The 16,775-nt window shown below is 48.1% G+C and carries 15 protein-coding genes; 9 read left to right on the top strand and 6 right to left on the bottom strand.

Annotated features, from left to right (window positions below; all coding sequences use genetic code 11):
• Positions 1 to 13: 13 nt before the first annotated feature.
• On the bottom strand, positions 14 to 784 hold the full coding sequence (locus KW93_RS04190; RefSeq protein WP_033541720.1) for a hypothetical protein: 771 nt from the start codon (positions 782 to 784) through the stop codon (positions 14 to 16).
• Positions 785 to 942: 158 nt separating this feature from the next.
• On the opposite strand from KW93_RS04190, the gene KW93_RS04195 reads away from it, so the two are divergent.
• On the top strand, positions 943 to 2,130 hold the full coding sequence (locus tag KW93_RS04195; RefSeq protein WP_033541721.1) for an FtsW/RodA/SpoVE family cell cycle protein: 1,188 nt from the start codon (positions 943 to 945) through the stop codon (positions 2,128 to 2,130).
• 35 nt (positions 2,131 to 2,165) lie between these two features.
• On the opposite strand, the gene KW93_RS17910 is transcribed toward KW93_RS04195, so the two are convergent.
• The gene (locus tag KW93_RS17910) at positions 2,166 to 2,300 is read right to left on the bottom strand and encodes an Lmo0850 family protein (protein WP_268809836.1); all 135 of its coding nucleotides are present in this window, start codon (positions 2,298 to 2,300) and stop codon (positions 2,166 to 2,168) included.
• Between the two features lie 269 nt (positions 2,301 to 2,569).
• On the opposite strand from KW93_RS17910, the gene KW93_RS04200 reads away from it, so the two are divergent.
• The gene (locus KW93_RS04200; protein WP_033541722.1) at positions 2,570 to 3,751 is read left to right on the top strand and encodes an MFS transporter; all 1,182 of its coding nucleotides are present in this window, start codon (positions 2,570 to 2,572) and stop codon (positions 3,749 to 3,751) included.
• Between the two features lie 22 nt (positions 3,752 to 3,773).
• On the opposite strand, the gene KW93_RS04205 is transcribed toward KW93_RS04200, so the two are convergent.
• Complete coding sequence (locus KW93_RS04205) at positions 3,774 to 4,631, bottom strand: SDR family oxidoreductase (protein WP_033541723.1); 858 nt, start codon at positions 4,629 to 4,631, stop codon at positions 3,774 to 3,776.
• Positions 4,632 to 4,725: 94 nt separating this feature from the next.
• A complete protein-coding gene (locus tag KW93_RS04210; RefSeq protein ID WP_033541724.1) occupies positions 4,726 to 6,024 on the bottom strand; it encodes an MFS transporter in 1,299 nt (432 codons plus the stop codon).
• A gap of 118 nt (positions 6,025 to 6,142) precedes the next feature.
• Here KW93_RS04210 and KW93_RS04215 point away from each other — a divergent pair, with 118 nt between their 5' ends.
• On the top strand, positions 6,143 to 7,363 hold the full coding sequence (locus tag KW93_RS04215) for a helix-turn-helix domain-containing protein (RefSeq protein WP_033541725.1): 1,221 nt from the start codon (positions 6,143 to 6,145) through the stop codon (positions 7,361 to 7,363).
• A 27-nt stretch (positions 7,364 to 7,390) separates the two neighbouring features.
• Here KW93_RS04215 and KW93_RS04220 read toward each other — a convergent pair whose 3' ends face one another.
• Positions 7,391 to 8,515 (bottom strand): NAD(P)/FAD-dependent oxidoreductase, encoded by a 1,125-nt coding sequence (locus tag KW93_RS04220; RefSeq protein ID WP_033541732.1) that lies wholly within the window; start codon positions 8,513 to 8,515, stop codon positions 7,391 to 7,393.
• A gap of 153 nt (positions 8,516 to 8,668) precedes the next feature.
• On the opposite strand from KW93_RS04220, the gene KW93_RS04225 reads away from it, so the two are divergent.
• The 5 genes from KW93_RS04225 to cls all read left to right on the top strand — a co-directional run bounded on the left by KW93_RS04225 (position 8,669) and on the right by cls (position 14,247).
• Entirely contained in the window at positions 8,669 to 9,511 is an 843-nt protein-coding gene (locus KW93_RS04225) for an MBL fold metallo-hydrolase (protein ID WP_033541726.1), read from the top strand.
• A 187-nt stretch (positions 9,512 to 9,698) separates the two neighbouring features.
• The gene (locus tag KW93_RS04230; protein ID WP_052131457.1) at positions 9,699 to 10,961 is read left to right on the top strand and encodes a glycosyltransferase; all 1,263 of its coding nucleotides are present in this window, start codon (positions 9,699 to 9,701) and stop codon (positions 10,959 to 10,961) included.
• Complete coding sequence (locus KW93_RS04235; RefSeq protein WP_033541727.1) at positions 10,906 to 11,625, top strand: HAD-IIB family hydrolase; 720 nt, start codon at positions 10,906 to 10,908, stop codon at positions 11,623 to 11,625. The genes KW93_RS04230 and KW93_RS04235 overlap by 56 nt, the downstream gene beginning before the upstream one ends.
• Before the next feature lie 193 nt (positions 11,626 to 11,818).
• The gene (locus KW93_RS04240) at positions 11,819 to 12,649 is read left to right on the top strand and encodes a squalene/phytoene synthase family protein (RefSeq protein WP_033541728.1); all 831 of its coding nucleotides are present in this window, start codon (positions 11,819 to 11,821) and stop codon (positions 12,647 to 12,649) included.
• Between the two features lie 143 nt (positions 12,650 to 12,792).
• Entirely contained in the window at positions 12,793 to 14,247 is a 1,455-nt protein-coding gene (cls, locus tag KW93_RS04245) for a cardiolipin synthase (RefSeq protein ID WP_033541729.1), read from the top strand.
• Between the two features lie 49 nt (positions 14,248 to 14,296).
• Here cls and KW93_RS04250 read toward each other — a convergent pair whose 3' ends face one another.
• Entirely contained in the window at positions 14,297 to 15,178 is an 882-nt protein-coding gene (locus tag KW93_RS04250; protein ID WP_033541730.1) for a M15 family metallopeptidase, read from the bottom strand.
• 119 nt (positions 15,179 to 15,297) lie between these two features.
• On the opposite strand from KW93_RS04250, the gene KW93_RS04255 reads away from it, so the two are divergent.
• The gene (locus KW93_RS04255) at positions 15,298 to 16,449 is read left to right on the top strand and encodes a 3-phenylpropionate MFS transporter (protein WP_033541731.1); all 1,152 of its coding nucleotides are present in this window, start codon (positions 15,298 to 15,300) and stop codon (positions 16,447 to 16,449) included.
• Positions 16,450 to 16,775: the final 326 nt, after the last annotated feature.

Genomic DNA, 16,775 nt, shown 5'->3' on the forward strand with positions numbered 1-16,775 from the left:
CTCTCGCTTTTCTTTATTTCCATTGCTTCAGTTTACGGTCATAAATTATTTTCCGTTGAACTTCCTGCTTTGTGTAGTCCTCGATATCCGACCAGAAGTCGTCCATGAAGGCGATTTCCTCCACCTGCCGGATATGCAGTTCAACCGTCCCTTTTGTTTTTTCCGGATCAGCAAGCGAAATCAGAATTCCTTCACGGTAAAGATCCTTCATCGATTGCAGGATTTCAGGAGGCAGTTCGGGTATCATGTCTTTCGCTTTGCGGCGCCAGAAATTCTGGCCGTGGTCTTCGCGGCGGATCAATTGGATGAAGTAATTACCCACCAGCTCACTCAGCCGCTCCATATTGCGGAAATAAATTTTGGTTGTCTGCTCGTCTTCGCTGGACAGGTAAACAAATTCATTTAATAACGTGGAATAAAAAGGCGAACGGACAGCCTCTTTCTTATGGCCTATATATAATAATTCCGCCTGTTCCTGCGGCGTCAGGGAATTCACCTGTTTTTCACTTCGGAAATCGATCCAGCAGAATTCGGCTTCTTTCGCCGCCCTGGACTTGCGCAGCTCCGCATATTCTTCCTGTGATGCAAATTCGAGCTGGGTATGCATATTATAGGAAGCATCTTCATAGGAATGCTTCAGCAGCAGCAGATTTTTCGGCATCTTCATGGCATCCATAAACTGGGCGAAGGTCAGGCCACTGAACAGGGCAAATTGATCAGCATCATTCAGGTAAATATACAAATGCTGAACATAATGTTCCGCATTATTCGCTTTCTTCACCATTTCCTCCACTCCATTCTTCACTTATTATACGTGCTGTCCTGCTAAATATGAAACATCTGGGCTCGTTATGCGTCATTACTTTTGTAATGCGCATAAACGGCCCGAATAAGTTATAATGTATACCGACTCTCAATACTAAAAAGTACAGGTGAACGCAAATGCAGACAAATAAAAGCTTTGTCGACCGCATCGACTGGTCGCTCGCTTTCCTATTATTCCTCTTTTTCATCGTCAGTCTGATTGCGATTTCTTCCGCTCAGACTTCCGGTCAATATCTGACCAATTTTGTGCCAAAGCAAGGTCTTTTTTACATTATTTCTATCGCTATGATAGGTGTGCTGATGTATTTCGAACCGGAACAATACAAAAAAATGGCCTATTATCTTTACGGAGCTGGAATTCTGCTGTTGCTGCTATTGATGCTGGCACCTGATGGCCCTGGCCAGATCGGACGCCCCATCAACGGCGCCAAAGCCTGGTTCCACACCCCATTCGTCAATATTCAGCCGGCTGAGTTTATGAAAACCTTCTATATATTAGGTCTCGCAAAGATGATTTCATCGCATCACGAGAAATTCGCGCTGAAAACCACAAAAACTGATTTGTGGCTGCTTGGCAAAATCGGAATTTTGTTAATGATTCCACTGGCTTTCATCCTTCAGCAGCCGGATATGGGGACTGCTCTCGTCTTCATTGCCATTACACTGGCAATTATTGTTGTGGCAGGCATATCCTGGAAAATCATCCTTCCGAGTTTCGGCAGTGTGGCCCTTCTCGGCGGATCGCTGTTATGGATGGCGCTCTATATGCAGGATTTCCTGTCAAACACGTTAGGCATCGGCCAATACGCGTTTGCACGGATTTACACATGGCTCGATCCCTATGCATATGCCGATGGCGAAGGTTATAACCTGATTGCTGCTTTGAATGCCATCGGTTCCGGTGAAGTTTTCGGCAAAGGCTATCAGGGACGCGAGGTCTATGTTCCTGAAAATCATACCGATTTCATCTTTACCGTCATATCGGAGGATTTCGGCTTTATCGGCGCAAGTGCCGTCATCATTCTGTTCTTCATGCTTATCTATCATTTGACGAAAATCACTTTGCAGCTGAAGGACATATTCAGCACTTATGTCTGTGCGGGAATCATCGCAATGATTACGTTCCACGTGTTCCAGAACATCGGGATGACAATCCAGCTGCTGCCAATCACCGGGATCCCACTGCCATTCATCAGTTACGGCGGGAGCTCGCTGATCGGGAATATGCTTGCAATCGGTATCGTCTTCAGCATGAAATTCCACCACAAAACGTATATGTTCGGCAACGACAAAGAAGACCAATAAAAACTCCGACGCTGGCCGCGTCGGAGTTTTTACATTCAGGGTTGTGTTTGCGGGGGTTGGGGCAATGCAAGTGCTTTCAATAATTCGGTGCGTGATTTTGTGATTTTTGCTTGGATTCCCAGTTTCGATAAATTTGAAACGATATTGCGAACATCGACTTCCTTCGCCATCCAGATCACCTCTCCGTATTCACTCATTTATAATAACGTATGTAAAGCCTGTTTAGATTCACATATTCGGCTAAATAGTTGACTTTTTTGTGTCTATGTATATAATACCATCTTTTCAGACTTTTAAACTTTTCATTTACATTACAAAGTTGCAGTTATGTAAAGTTTATGCCTCCGACCGATTGACAGTTTTTATTCCTTCATTTACCTCCCTGGCGAACAGGAGTAAACTGAAAGCACAGCCTTATGAGAAAGCAGGAATTTATGTTATGAAGAAAACCATTTTATTGCTGATGTCGGTGCAATTTTTCGTTTATCTGGGATTTGGCATTATCATTCCAATTTTACCCGAAGTGATCGTCCAGCAGGGCTACAGCGAAATCCATGTTGGCGGCCTCATTACGATATATGCATTGGCCTCTTTTTTCACCGCACCGCTATGGGGAAAATTATCCGACCGGACCGGCAGAAAGAAATTAATACTGACTGGTCTCGCCGGGTTCAGTCTGAGCTTTTTCCTGTTCTCGCTGTTTCTCGATAACCTGACGCTGTTATATCTGTCGCGGATCATCGGCGGCCTTTTCTCCGGCGCACTCTACACAGCGGTAACGGGTTACGTCGCGGACGTTACAACCGATGAAGAACGCAATAAATACATGGGCCTGCTCGGCATGTCAATCGGTCTCGGCTTTATCTTCGGCCCGGCAATCGGCGGCCTGCTTGGGGCAGTCTCGCTGTCCTTGCCGTTCACCGCTTCGGCCGTGCTGGTATTATTGCTGATGGTGTATGCGGGCATTGTATTGAAAGAACCGGTACGGCAGGGTGAAGCGGTGAAACGTGCGCTGTTGCCAAAAGGCGCCGGCACGCTTTGGCATTTCCGGATCCGTTATCTTTTCCTGATGTCGTTCATGGTGACATTCCTGCTCGCCGGCCTGGAATCGACGTTCCAATTGTTCCAGATCGACCAGATCGAAATCACACCGCTGCAGCTCGGCTACCTGTTCATGGCCAGCGGATTTGTAGATGCCGCCATCCAGGGCGGGGTCGTGCGGCGAATCAAAGACGGCGCCGAAACGAAATGGATCATCGGCGCACAGATCATCACCGCAGCAGGGCTTCTGCTCCTGCCATTCACGACCAGCCTGATATTCGCAGGTGTGGCATTGAGCATTTTCACAGCCGGCAACGCTCTTGCCCGTACGGCGCTTGTGTCACTGACGTCGAAAGAATCCGGCGGCAAATATGGAACAGCAGCCGGCATGACGTATTCGATGGACAATATGGGACGCATCATCGGCCCCTTGTTCTTCACCTGGCTGCTGACGATGCAGGCCGGTTCCATCTATTACCTGTCGGGCGCTTTGGCCATTGCCAGTATTTTATTGATTGTCCTATACCGCGGTTCTGCAAAAACATTGCAGAACCAAAGAAAAGCAGGCACTCCAGCGTAAACGGAGTGCCTGCTTTTTTGCTTCAGTAGGGTGTCCCTCCATTGATGTGAAGGACCTGCCCGGTAACATAAGAGGAATCGTCGGATGCGAGATAAACGTAGCCCGGTGCCAGTTCGTCCGGCTGCCCCGGCCTGCCGAGCGGCGTCTCACTGCCAAAACCTTCAACTTTATCTGCCGGGAACGAGGCCGGGATGAGCGGCGTCCAGATCGGGCCCGGCGCGACACCGTTGACACGGATGCCTTCTTCCGCGAGAGAACCGGAAAGTGCACGGGTGAAAGCCAGGATCGCGCCTTTTGTCGCCGAATAATCGATCAGCGTCGGCTCTCCCCTGAAAGCCGTGATGGAAGTTGTATTAATGATGGAAGCACCGCGTTTCAAATGCTCCAGTGCCGCTTTCGTCAGATGGAACATCCCGAAGACATTGGTTCGGAAAGTGCGTTCCATCTGTTCGGCAGTAATATCCTTCAGCGACGTCTGCATATGCTGCTCTGCCGCATTATTGACGAGAACATCCAGTCCGCCGAACTCATCGACCACTTTCTGCACGCTTTCTTTGCAGAACGATTCGTCTCCGATATCTCCCGCGATCAGGATGCATTTCCGCCCCTGCTGTTCAACCAGCTTCTTCGTCTCTTCCGCATCTTCATGTTCATCCAGATAAAGTACGGCAACATCCGCCCCTTCTTTTGCGAAGGCAATGGCTACTGCACGTCCAATACCACTGTCACCGCCCGTAATCATCGTTTTCTTGCCGGGTAGGCGCTGCGCTTTTCCTGCCAGGTTTTTGTCATAATCGGGTGCCGGGTCCATTTCGTTTTCGAATCCCGGCTGGCGCTCCTGCTCCTGCCCGGGAACTTTTTTCACTTTGTCTTTCTCCATTCAGCATCATCCTTTCCAGATTTTTAAGTCTTTCAGGATTTTCCCTTTCTGTATAATCGTAAACCTGGGCGATCGCGTACGGAATGTCACCGTTTTATTTCTGCAGTTCCGGACTTGCCGGAATAAAACTTTGATCGAGCTCCGGATGTGCTTTTTTCAAAATGGATGGGCGCATCAGATAGCCTGTCAGCACAATCAGGCAGAGACTGCTGCCGAGAACGACATATTCAGCCGGCAGAAGGTCATAAAGCAGGCCGAACAATAAATACCCGAGCGGCATCATGGCCATCGCCATCGATTCCAGAATACCGAAGACGCGGCCCCGGTATTCTTCGTCGACGTCTTTTTGCATCATGACACCGATTGGCGTGTTGACGAACACGTTGGTGATGCCGAAGATCAGCATGAGCAGCAGGTAATAAACGACAGCGGCCGTGTACGTAAATTCAACGACCAGCGGCAAGCCCATTCCAGCCAGCAGGACCGACATTCCAAGAATGCCTCTTTTGGCGAATTGCAACGGGAATTTCACTTCTTTTCTTACCGAGAAGTAAATGGAGGACGCCAGCATGCCGACAGCAATCATCGCTTCGATAAAGCCGAAATGGGTGGCTTGGATTTGAAGTTCCTGCACGACGATAAACGGCAAGCCGATCATCAGCGCTGAAAAGAAGAAATTCACGCCGACCGCGACTGTGACGATGACCATCACCACCTGGTTCGACTTTAAATACACAATACCTTCCTTCATGCCCGCGAGCATGGATTTCTTCACTTCTCCCGCCGTCTCGGCAATCCGGTTCGTAAACAATTTGAAATCCATTGTGGCTTCCAGCGCCACTGCCAGTAAATAAGCCGATATTTGGATAACCAGAAAGACATTCATCGATACAAATCCGAACAGGATGCCTCCAACCACCGGTCCGCCGATAGTGGCGATTGCCATTGCCGACTGGTTAAAGCCCATCGCTTTTTGGATGCGGTCCGTATCAATCAGATTGGCGATGGAGGAAGAAAATGTCACACTGGCAAACATCGAACTGACTGATAGCAATGCAGTCGCCGCATAGATGGCCGGCAGTGACAAACCGACGGCCATACTGTAAATGAGCAATCCGCCGACAGATAATGCACTCGCCAACTGAGCCAAAATGACGATTGTTTTTTTCGGGTAATTATCAGCAAGATAGCCGGCGAAAGGTGCCAGTAATGTTCTCGGCAGAATGCTGCAGATCAGGTTGAGGGCAAAACTGGCTGCCGACCCGGTAAGTGCCAGGACATACAGGCTGATGCCGAACGTGTAGACCGAACTGCCGAATGTTGAAATGAGCTTGCTGATTGTGAATGTGTACAGATGATAGGTTGCGCGTCGAATCTTTGCCGATTCTGACATTTTCTTCACTCTCCGTTTCCGAAAGTTTAATTTAATTAAACAGAATATATCATGGTTTTTCTGGCAATGCAAGCGAAAGTTTAATATAATTAAACTAATATAAAAAGAGGGTGAAAAAATGGCTTCATTAGGTGAACGCATCAGGATATTGCGCAAAGAAAAAGGCCTGACACTGCAGGCGCTGGCTGGAACTGAACTCTCCAAAGGCATGCTCAGCCTGATTGAAAACGGCAAAGCAAACCCTTCAATGGAGAGCTTAACGTATATTGCGAAGAGATTGGATATTGATAAAAATGAACTGCTGGAAGAAGTTTCCCCTTCCGAATTGCGAAGTCTTCTGCAGCAGGCTGAAAGTTTATACTTAAAAATAATGGATGATGTGACGGCTACGTTAACTAAAATAACTGAATTGATCCAGCCATATTCCGATAAGTTGCCTTACCGCTATGAATCAGCACGTCTCCTGGAGATTTACAGCCGAAGTCTCTACTATATGAAGCGGGATGGCTGGCAAGCTTATCTCGAGCAGGCCGAAGAAATGTATGAAGGGCTTCACCTCATGAACAACAGCGCAGATATTCAGCTGTTCAGAGCCATGCTCAAATTCAATGAGCATGAATACGCCGAAGCCTTGAAAATGCTGAAACACTCACGGTATGTTTTCGAAGAACGCGGTATCGTCCTTGACGCTCTAAAGAAATTGGATTTCGATTTCTCCGAAGCCGTCCTGCATTTTGCAATCGGCAAAGACGAGGATGCTTTGAAGATTATAAGAGAAGCCATCGACTATTCGAAAGAGCATCAGATCTTTTATAAAATGGACGCATTGTACCGCGTTTCCGCCTTCCATGCCATTCTCCAGAATGACGATAAAAGAAAAGACTACTATGTCAATAAATTAAGGATTTTCGCTGATTTTACGGATGATTTCAAGATTGATATTGTACTTGACCTGCTTGAAGCACATTATTTAAACAGTTTTAAACACGATTATGAAAACGCCTTGAAAATTATCAATAAAAATATCGAGAAATACGGCGAAGAAGAAGCATTTCAATTTTTCATCGAAAAAGGAAAAGCTCTCTATGGCATGGGGATGCTCGACGAAGCATTGCCGTGGCTGGAAAATCACAGGTTATATGAATTTATGCACCATCCGTACGATTTGCTGATGAATTATGAAAAAGACGCTTACCTCGCGTTAATCTATGAAGAGCAGGGGCGGCATGACCTGGCTGTAAAACATGCAGAAATTGCGAAAGAAAATGCTGAGCCCATGCCAGACCTTCCTTATAAAAAGTTCATTCTGGACGTATACAATCAAATAAAGAAAAAATAGAACCTGCCGATTGGCCGGTTCTATTTTTCATTTTCGATCTTTGCGGAAAACATCTTCTATAGAATAGTCGCCCAAATCGATATCGACTGTCTCTCCCATCGCCAGTTTCGCAAGCTGAGCGCCGAAATAGGGCCCGGCAGTCAGACCGGACGAACCCAGTGCATTCGCCGCGAAAAGATTGTCATGGCCGGGGACCTGACCTATGAACGGCAGAGCACTTAAAGTCGATGGCCGGAACCCGGTGCTGGCGCCTTTCAGTTCAGCTCCTGCCAGTCCCGGTACAACGTCCAGCACTTTATCGAGGATATGGTGAATGCCTCCGGCTGTCAGTTTCGTGTCAAATCCTGCGTCATTTTCATGGGTCGCACCGGCGATGATGCGGCCGCCGGCAAACGGCACGATGTACTGGCCGTATGGCACCATCGCCACCGGCCAGTCCTCCGTCCCGCTTTCTTCCAGATGCAATTCGAGAATCTGCGCTTTTTGCGGCACAACATCCATGTGGAGGCCGAGCGGCTTAAACAGTTCCGGTGCCCACGCTCCTCCCGCAGACACAATGCTGTCCGCGTAAAATTCCCGCTGTTCTGTTTTCACGCCGGCTACTTTCTGATTTTCAGTCATAAGTGTTGCGTCTCCTTCGATAATTTCCGCTCCAAGTTTTCGGGCTGCACTGATCAGTGCATCGCGCACGGAGCGCCCGTCCACACGCGCCGCACCACTGACATAAAGAGAACCATATTCAGTTCCGGCATGCGGGAATAATGCTTTCGTCTGTGAGGCACTGAGCCTTTCAACCGCTCCCATTTCCGGAGCCTCTTCTTTACGCTCCCGGGCTTTTGCTTCCATTTTATCGAGTTTGCTGTCTTCGTGTATGCTGACAATGCCGACCTGCTTATAGCCGGTATCTTTTTCTCCAAGCGCTTCCAGTTCCTTTATCAGCTGCGGATAATATTTCGCGCCGCTTTTGGCCAGATGATACCAGGCAAGATTCCGCCGCTGGGAAATCCACGGGCACACGATGCCTGCAGCCGCTCCTGTTGCCTGTCCGGAATCTGCCCGGTCGATCAACATCACTTTTGCTCCCGCTTTTGCTGCTTCGTATGCAGCAGAAGCTCCCAGAATCCCGCCGCCAATAATAATCAATGACTTCATAATTTCACCTTTTCCCTGCATTATCTGCTTTTCATTCTAAAGCACCCCGGCAGCAGACTCAACTTCCGCTGCCACAGGTTTCTGCCGGATTCAATTTTTGCAAATGGGGGTAAAGCATAAAATAGATAATGATATGAACAGGAGGAACTTGAAATGGAAAAAAGCAAAAGCACTGAAGCCATCCTCCCGATGACTTCCGTTAAAAGCGGTGCCGGTGTCGAAGTTGCGCCGGATGTTTACTGCTATACGAACCAGATCGTCAATTTATTTTTCATCGGGAATCCGGAGATCAGCAACGATTATATCCTGATAGACGCCGGCATGCCGCGTTCCGCAAATAAAATTCTCCAGGAAGCGGAAAATCGTTTCGGACCGGATCATAATCTGACAGCCATCATACTTACGCACGGCCATTTCGACCATATCGGCGGCATCGTGGATATTCTTGAAAAACACCCGGTACCCGTCTATGCGCATCCGCTGGAATTTTCTTATTTGAAAGGCATCACCAGCTACCCGCAGCCTGATTCATCGGTCGAAGGCGGGATGGTCGCGAAGATTTCCAAAGCGTTCCCGGTGGAACCGATCGATATCTCAGCCCATCTGAAGGAATTGCCGCGGGACGGCTCCGTCCCAGGCATGCCGGGCTGGCGCTGGATCCACACGCCTGGCCATTCAGCAGGCCATGTGTCACTGTTCCGGGAAAAAGGAAGACTGCTGATTGCCGGTGATGCTTTTGTAACCGTTAAACAGGATTCCTTCTATAAAGTGCTGACGCAGAAAAAAGAAGTTTGCGGACCGCCTGTTTACCTCACCACAGACTGGCGCGCTGCCTGGGAATCGGTAGTCAAACTGGCCGACCTGGAGCCGTCCATTGCGGTGACAGGACACGGCAAACCGATCCACGGCGCCGCTCTGGCGGAAGGCCTTGTTGGTCTGGCGAAGAATTTCCAGGAAAAAGCCGTACCGTCACACGGAAAATTTGTCGACAATTAATTTTTAATTGGAGCAATAAATCCAACGCCAGCAGCCGCTGGCGTTTTTTCTGCTGCTCCCAAAGTTGTTGCAAATATATAAATTTTCAGTTTAGATGTTTCGATTGCCAAAGTATAGGGTAAACAAGTATCGGAGTCTCAAATTTTTTAAACACTGATTTATGAATACAGAAACGGAGATGAACTCGATGATTAAGAAAGTGCTGTTTGTTTCGGATCATGGAGATCCATTGGCGAAGTTGGGCGGAAAGCAAGCCGGAGGCCAGAATAATTATGTAAAACAATTGGCACTTGCACTGGAAGATAAAGGTTTGCAGGTGGACGTCGTCACACACTGGTGTGAAGATTCTGCACCCCGTGTCGAAAAATTCGGTAAAGCGTGCCGGGTAATCCGCATTGAAGCCGGATACAAAGGGTTTGTCTCAAAAAATGAAATGCATTCAATGCTGTCTGCTTTTTATAATGAGATGAAAGAAACCTTGGCACTCGAAACGTACGATATTGTCCACACCCATTACTGGCTGTCGGGTTTAATCGGGATCAAATTGAAAAAAGATTTCAATCTGCCTCTCATCCACACCTCCCATTCACTGGGCTGGGCGAAAAAGGAAGCGACAGGAATCGAAGACGCCAGACGTACACAGGCTGAAATAGAAATTCTCAAGACAGCTGACCAGGTGCTCGCTACCACTAACAGCGAGAAGCAATTGATCAAAAAACATGTCGACTCTCCTTCTCCCATCCGAGTAATCCCCATTGGTGTTGACGAGGCATTCAAAGTGCGCGGCAGCAGGACACATATTCGCAAAAGACTTGGCTATTCGAGCCCACTCTTCGTCTTCGCCGGAAGACTGGAAGAAACAAAAGGCATCTTTACATTGCTTAATGCCTTTAAATTACTGGCTGAGAAGCGGACCGAGAAATATCAGCCCCGCCTTGTACTGGCAGGCGGCGAACCGGATGACATCAATCCGTTGACGAATCTTCCGAAAAACCAGAAAATCTTACAAGCATTGCAGGGCGTGGAGGATCATGTAGAGTTTCTCGGACCCAAATCCCAGAAAGAATTGGCACTGCTCTTTAATTCCGCGACGGCGACAATCGTGCCGAGCTTCTATGAATCGTTCGGCATGGTGGCTGCAGAAGCCCAGGCTTGCGGAAGCCCGGTCATCGCATCCAATGTCGGCGGACTTAAAAATGTCGTGCAGGACGGTGTGACCGGACTTCTCGTGGAAACAAAAAACGCGGTGGATCTGGCAGTGGCAATGGAAGTTATTTCGATTAATCACCTTCTTGCCCAAAAACTCAGCCGCCAGGCCGTGGAAGTGGCGAAAAAAGATTTTCATTGGCCGTCGATTTCAGAAAGAGTATTCAAAATGTATGAGGTGGTAAGCAGTGAACGGAGCAACACATTTGTTGGCAACCGATTTGGATGGAACATTAGTCGGTGATCGAAATGGATTGGATGAACTTCTTGGATTTTACAAGAACCAGGAATATGAAGTTTCCCTGATCTACATCACCGGCCGGCATTTCCAGTCGGCATTGTCTCTGATCAAAGAAGAAAATTTGCCTGTACCTGAAGTGCTTGTCACAGACGTGGGAACAGAAATTCATGTAGGGCTTTCCCTTATAAAAGACGCAGACTGGGAACATAGGATGCTTCAGCATTGGCAGCCGGAAGCAATCGACAGACTGGCAGCCTCCTTTGACGGATTGAAAAAACAGGAGATTCCAGTCACCAACCGCTGCTCCTATTATGCAGAGGATGCCAAAATCGTGAAAAAATTTGAGCAGCAGCTCGTATCAGCAGGCATTCCCCATAAGCTCATCTACAGCGGCGGGCGGGACCTGGATATCCTTCCTTCAGGCAGCGGCAAAGGAGCTGCACTCGAATACATCATTGATAAATTCGAGGCTCATGACGCAAAAATGCTTGTGGCCGGTGATTCAGGGAATGACATAGAAATGCTGACTCTGGGCCTTCCTTCTGTCATCGTCGGAAATGCTCAGCCCGAATTGCTGGAAAGCCCGGAAAGCCCGATGATTTTCCGTGCTTCCAAACCGTGTGCAGCCGGCATCCAGGAAGCGTGGAACCATTTCCATCCCCGATAGAAGACCCTTTCCAAACTTCTCTATTTGGAGAGGGTTTTTTATTCTGAATACAGCGTGCATCTTGTTATCATTTGTTTTTTCCCTCAGATGGTTTATATTTAAGAGGACACTGTTTCATTCTTTGAAGTGGATGAAGCCAAAAAAACATACATATATGCACCGATCACAGCCATTTGAGAAGGAGGAATTTCAGATGAGTAAAGTTGCGAATCTGCAAAAAGAATCTATGGTCATGCTGAAAGAAACGAGCCGCACATTTTTCATCCCCATCAGTTTTTTGGAACCGGCCCTGAAAAAGACTGTTGGCTCCGCTTATCTTTGCATGCGCGCAATCGACGAACTCGAAGACCATCCTGAACTGGATGCTGCAGTGAAAAGCCGGCTGCTGAGGGAAACCAGCAAATTGCTCCACCTGCCGTTTGACCGGGAAGCTTATGAAGCGCTGCTTCAGCCATACGCGCATATGCTTCCGGAAGTCAGTCTCCGTCTCGCTGACTGGATCAGCATTTGCCCGCCGGAAATAACGGCAAAGGTGCTGGAATCGACAGCGGAAATGGCAGAAGGGATGGCCAAGTGGGTTGACCGGGAATTTGTCATCCGCACACGCGAAGACCTTGACGATTACACATATTATGTAGCCGGACTTGTTGGAACGATGCTGTCGGATCTATGGAAATGGCATGATGGAACCGACACTGACCGCGAACTGGCCATCGGTTTTGGCCGGGGGCTGCAGGCAGTCAATATGCTGCGGAATCTGGATGAAGACCGTGAACGCGGCGTCAGTTTCGTACCGGAAGGCTGGACCCGTGATGATATGTTCGTTTACGCGAACGAAAATCTTGCACAGGCTGATTTATATGTCAAATCAATCCAAAACAAGCGCATCCTGATGTTCTGTAAAGTGCCGCTTGCCCTTGCCCACAGCACGTTGAAAGCGCTGAAATCCGGCAGAGAGAAAATGAGCCGAACAGAAGTCGAAGGCATCGTGGAACAATTGAAGAAACAGGAACAAGTCAATTAGACCATGCAATGCCCGCTTCTTTTGGAGCGGGCTTTTGATTTGATGTGCTTCTCTCACCTTATTTTCGGCAGTTTTTTCTATTGCTGTTTAAAATATGGGTTATACTGTAAGAACAATGTATTTTATAAAGAAGGGGAAGTAAAATGACTCTTACCATCATCAGCGTAATATCCGTTGCCATCTTCATACTGAATATTTTCCTTGCGGCTGCACTGGTATTTCTTGAGCGCCGTGATGCTTCTTCCACGTGGGCCTGGCTGCTGGTGCTTTTTTTCATTCCGATTTTAGGGTTCTTCATCTATTTGCTGCTGGGCCGAAGACTGCGTAAAAAGACCTTATTCAAATGGGAAGGCCGCACACGCATCGGAATCGAGAATTTGATCGCCCACCAGATGAATGACCTGTACGATGATACGTTCCATTTCAGACATGAAGATTCCAAAGAATATAAAGATCTCATCTACCTCCATCTCCGCAATAACGGTGCTGTTCTCACACAAAACAATGCGGTGGAGATTTTTAATGATGGACGCGAGAAATTCGAGTCGCTCCTGAAAGATATCGAAAACGCAAAACATCATATCCATTTCCAATATTATATTTTCAGGCTTGACCAACTGGGCACTCGGATTCTGAATGCTTTGATTGAAAAAGCGAAGCAGGGCGTCAAGGTTAGAATTCTTTATGACGATATGGGATCGCGTACGTTAAGAAAAGGGCATTTCAAGGAATTGATCAAACACGGCGGCTTGGTCGAAGCATTTTTCCCTTCCATACTGCCGCTCATCAATCCGCGGCTGAATTACCGCAATCACAGGAAAATCGTGGTGATCGACGGCTGCATCGGATACATCGGCGGCTTCAACGTCGGTGATGAATACATCGGCCTCAGCAGGAAATTCGGCTATTGGCGCGATACCCACCTGCGTTTGGAAGGCGGTGCCCTGCACCCGCTCCAGACCCGTTTTATCCGTGACTGGAACCAGGCGTCCACGCGGCAGGATATTGAGTATGATGAGATTTACTTTCCGGCTGTTGTGGCAAAAGGGACTACTTCCATGCAGATTGTTTCAAGCGGCCCCGATGAGGAATGGGAGCAGATTAAAGATGGCTATATGAAACTGATCAACATGGCCGAGGATTACGTCTATATCCAGACGCCCTACTTTATCCCGGATGCAAGTTTCTACGATGCCATACGGGTGGCGTCCCTGTCCGGCATCGATGTACGGCTGATGATTCCCAATAAACCCGATCATCCTTTTGTCTACTGGGCGACTTATTCCTATGCCGGACAATTGCTGCGCGCCGGCGCGAAAGTCTATATTTACGATAACGGCTTCCTGCATACGAAGATGATTGTTGTGGACGACAAGGCATCCACCGTCGGCACCGCCAATATTGATGTCCGCAGCTTCAAATTGAACTTTGAAGTGAACGCGTTCATTTATGATGTGGAGACTTCCACCGAACTTCGGCGCCTGTTCGATCAGGATATAGAGCTGTCGACTGAATTGACGCTGGAACTCTATTATCAAAGAACAAAAATGATTAAAACGAAAGAATCGATTGCGCGCTTGCTGTCACCGATTCTTTAAAAAATATAAAGGCACCTGGGAGGAAGACTCGCTTCCCCCTCAGGTGCCTTTATTGTGCATCCAGATATTCTTCCAGCGTGATATCCGCTTCGTAAATTTCTTTTGCCACATCGTTACCGACGTAACGGAAATGCCAGGATTCATGCATATAGCCGGTCAGCTTTTCTTTGCCTTCCGGATAGCGCAGGATAAATCCGTAACGGTGCGCATTTTCAGCCACCCATTTGCCGGCTTCCGTGTCTCCGAAACTTGCCGCAGCCCAGTGCTCTTCTTTGCTGGACTCGCCGATATCAAAAGCCAGTCCGGTCTGATGTTCCGAGAAACCGGGGCGGGCACTGTAGCGGTCCGCCTTTTGCTGCCCGTCTTTTGCTACATAACCTTCGTATAATTGTTTTTGGCGGTCAAAATCGCGGAACGTGCTGAAAGCAATTAAATCGAGATCCACTTTTAAAGCATCAGCGCGCATGGCTTCAAAAGAACTTTTCGCTTCCGGGTCGACTCCCGGCGCATAATCCGATGGCAAAGGATTCTGCTTATTGACAAGCAAGATGCCATTTACCACGGTCGGTTCTTTGGGCAGCTGGATCGTCCCGGGATAAACGGTTGCGTCTTTGATCGCTTCATCAGCCGCCCCTTCACCCGGATCAGGAATAACGGGGAGATTTTCACCGACAACTTCCTCTTTTTCTTCAGGAATCACGACCGCTTCCTGCTGGACTTCTTCAATCTTTTCCTCCGCTTCCGCCTGCGGTTCGGGAGCAGTCTGCTGAGTCGTTTCACCGGTCAATGCCCCAATGCTCTGTTCCACATCCCAGTCATGAAGATACAGCCAGAGAGCGGCGGACACCGCAATCAGCAGTGTTCCGGCAACCAGAATCCACTTTATATAAGGTTTCCTGCTTTTTTTATTCATTGCGTAGCGAGACTGCATAATTCTCCTTCTTTCTCTCAAGTTCCTACTTATTTTAACACCTTTATGCTTTTAATTCTCCCTTAATCAATGAACTTTCGATATACTTGTAATGACTTTGAAAGATTAGAGGTACATATATGAACAATCAAAAATGGCTGTCACTTAACTTTTTCGCGTTCTTCTTCACCTGGGGGATATTCCTTCCTTATTGGACAGGCTGGCTGACAAATGACAAAGGGCTCAGCGTTTCAGCAGCAAGCATCATCATGGGTGCCAGTATGATCGCGCGCTCGCTGTCGACGCTGTTTTTCTTCCCTCTTTTGACCCGGCTGCTGCCACTCGGCCGCCTGATGCAGATTCTCGCCATAGCTTCACTCGTCAGCATGGCGCTGTACATACCTGCAAATTCCTATGTATCCCTATTCGCCATCACGCTTCTTTTCAGCTTAACATATCCCAATATTCTACCGGCCATGGAAAGCGGCGCGACCGTCTTGATGCAGACCGACCGCATCCATTACGGCAAAAGCCGTTCGTTCGGTTCACTGGGATATATGATCGCAGTACTGATCGTCGGTGTCGCAACTTCCGTCTGGCTGGAAGCGGCGATTCTATGGGTGATGATTGCGGGCCTGCTGTTTATGGCCATTACGCTCTCAACTGTTTCACCGGCTCCCCTGTCAATAAAACCTGAGCCGAAAAACAAAGCGAGCAAAGGCGCAGTCGCCGAATTGCTGAAATCGAAGGCGTTTCTGATCGTGCTGCTTGTTTCGATTCTGCTCCAGGGCGCTCACGCCGCTTATTATAATTTCGGTTTCATTTATTTGCAGGACATCGGCGTCAACGCATTTTACATCGGCCTCATCCTGAATGTCGCCATCGTTTTTGAAATCGTCATTTTCGCAAAAGCCGATACGTGGTTCGATAAGTGGAGCGTTTCGTTCATGTTCCTGCTGGCAGGCGTCGGCTCCACGCTGCGCTGGATCCTGATTTTCCTGTTTCCATCTGTATGGGTATTCATCTTTTCCCAGGTGCTGCACGCCTTGTCGTTCGGCATCGCCCATTTCGCTTTTATCCGTTATATTTTCAAGAAGCTCGATCCGTTGCACATACCAGCCGCGCAGGGTATGTACGCCGCTGTCGCCATGAGCCTGAGTGTCGCTTTGCTGACCTTCATCGGCGGTTTCCTTTACGAACTATCGCCTGGCCTGTCATTCCTCGGAATGATCGCCTTCTCGTTCCCGGCAATCATACTGGTGCTGCTGACGAGAAAGAAATTTTCCTATTAATTTTTTCATGACCCCCAAAAGCACTGGGTACCCGTCGAATAACTGGGTATCAATGCTTTAAGGAGTTGGTCAAAGATGAAACAAATTTCCCAAAGCGATCTTCTCAGCCTGATGGACCGGTTGGATGCATTGCTTCAAGAACGCGAACAGGATAAACGCCAATCAAAGAATACTGAGGCTTCTGCCTAAAAATATGCAGTCCCATATAAAAAAAAAGCGCATCCCTTTTTTGTAGGGGATGCGCTGTTTTTAAGATGTTAAGAAATATCATCTGCTAAAATCATTTCGTTGCAGCTGGACGCTTTCCGCAGGGAGCTGCCTGAGCC

The organism is Planococcus sp. CAU13, from assembly GCF_000775575.1.
Taxonomy (GTDB): domain Bacteria; phylum Bacillota; class Bacilli; order Bacillales_A; family Planococcaceae; genus Planococcus.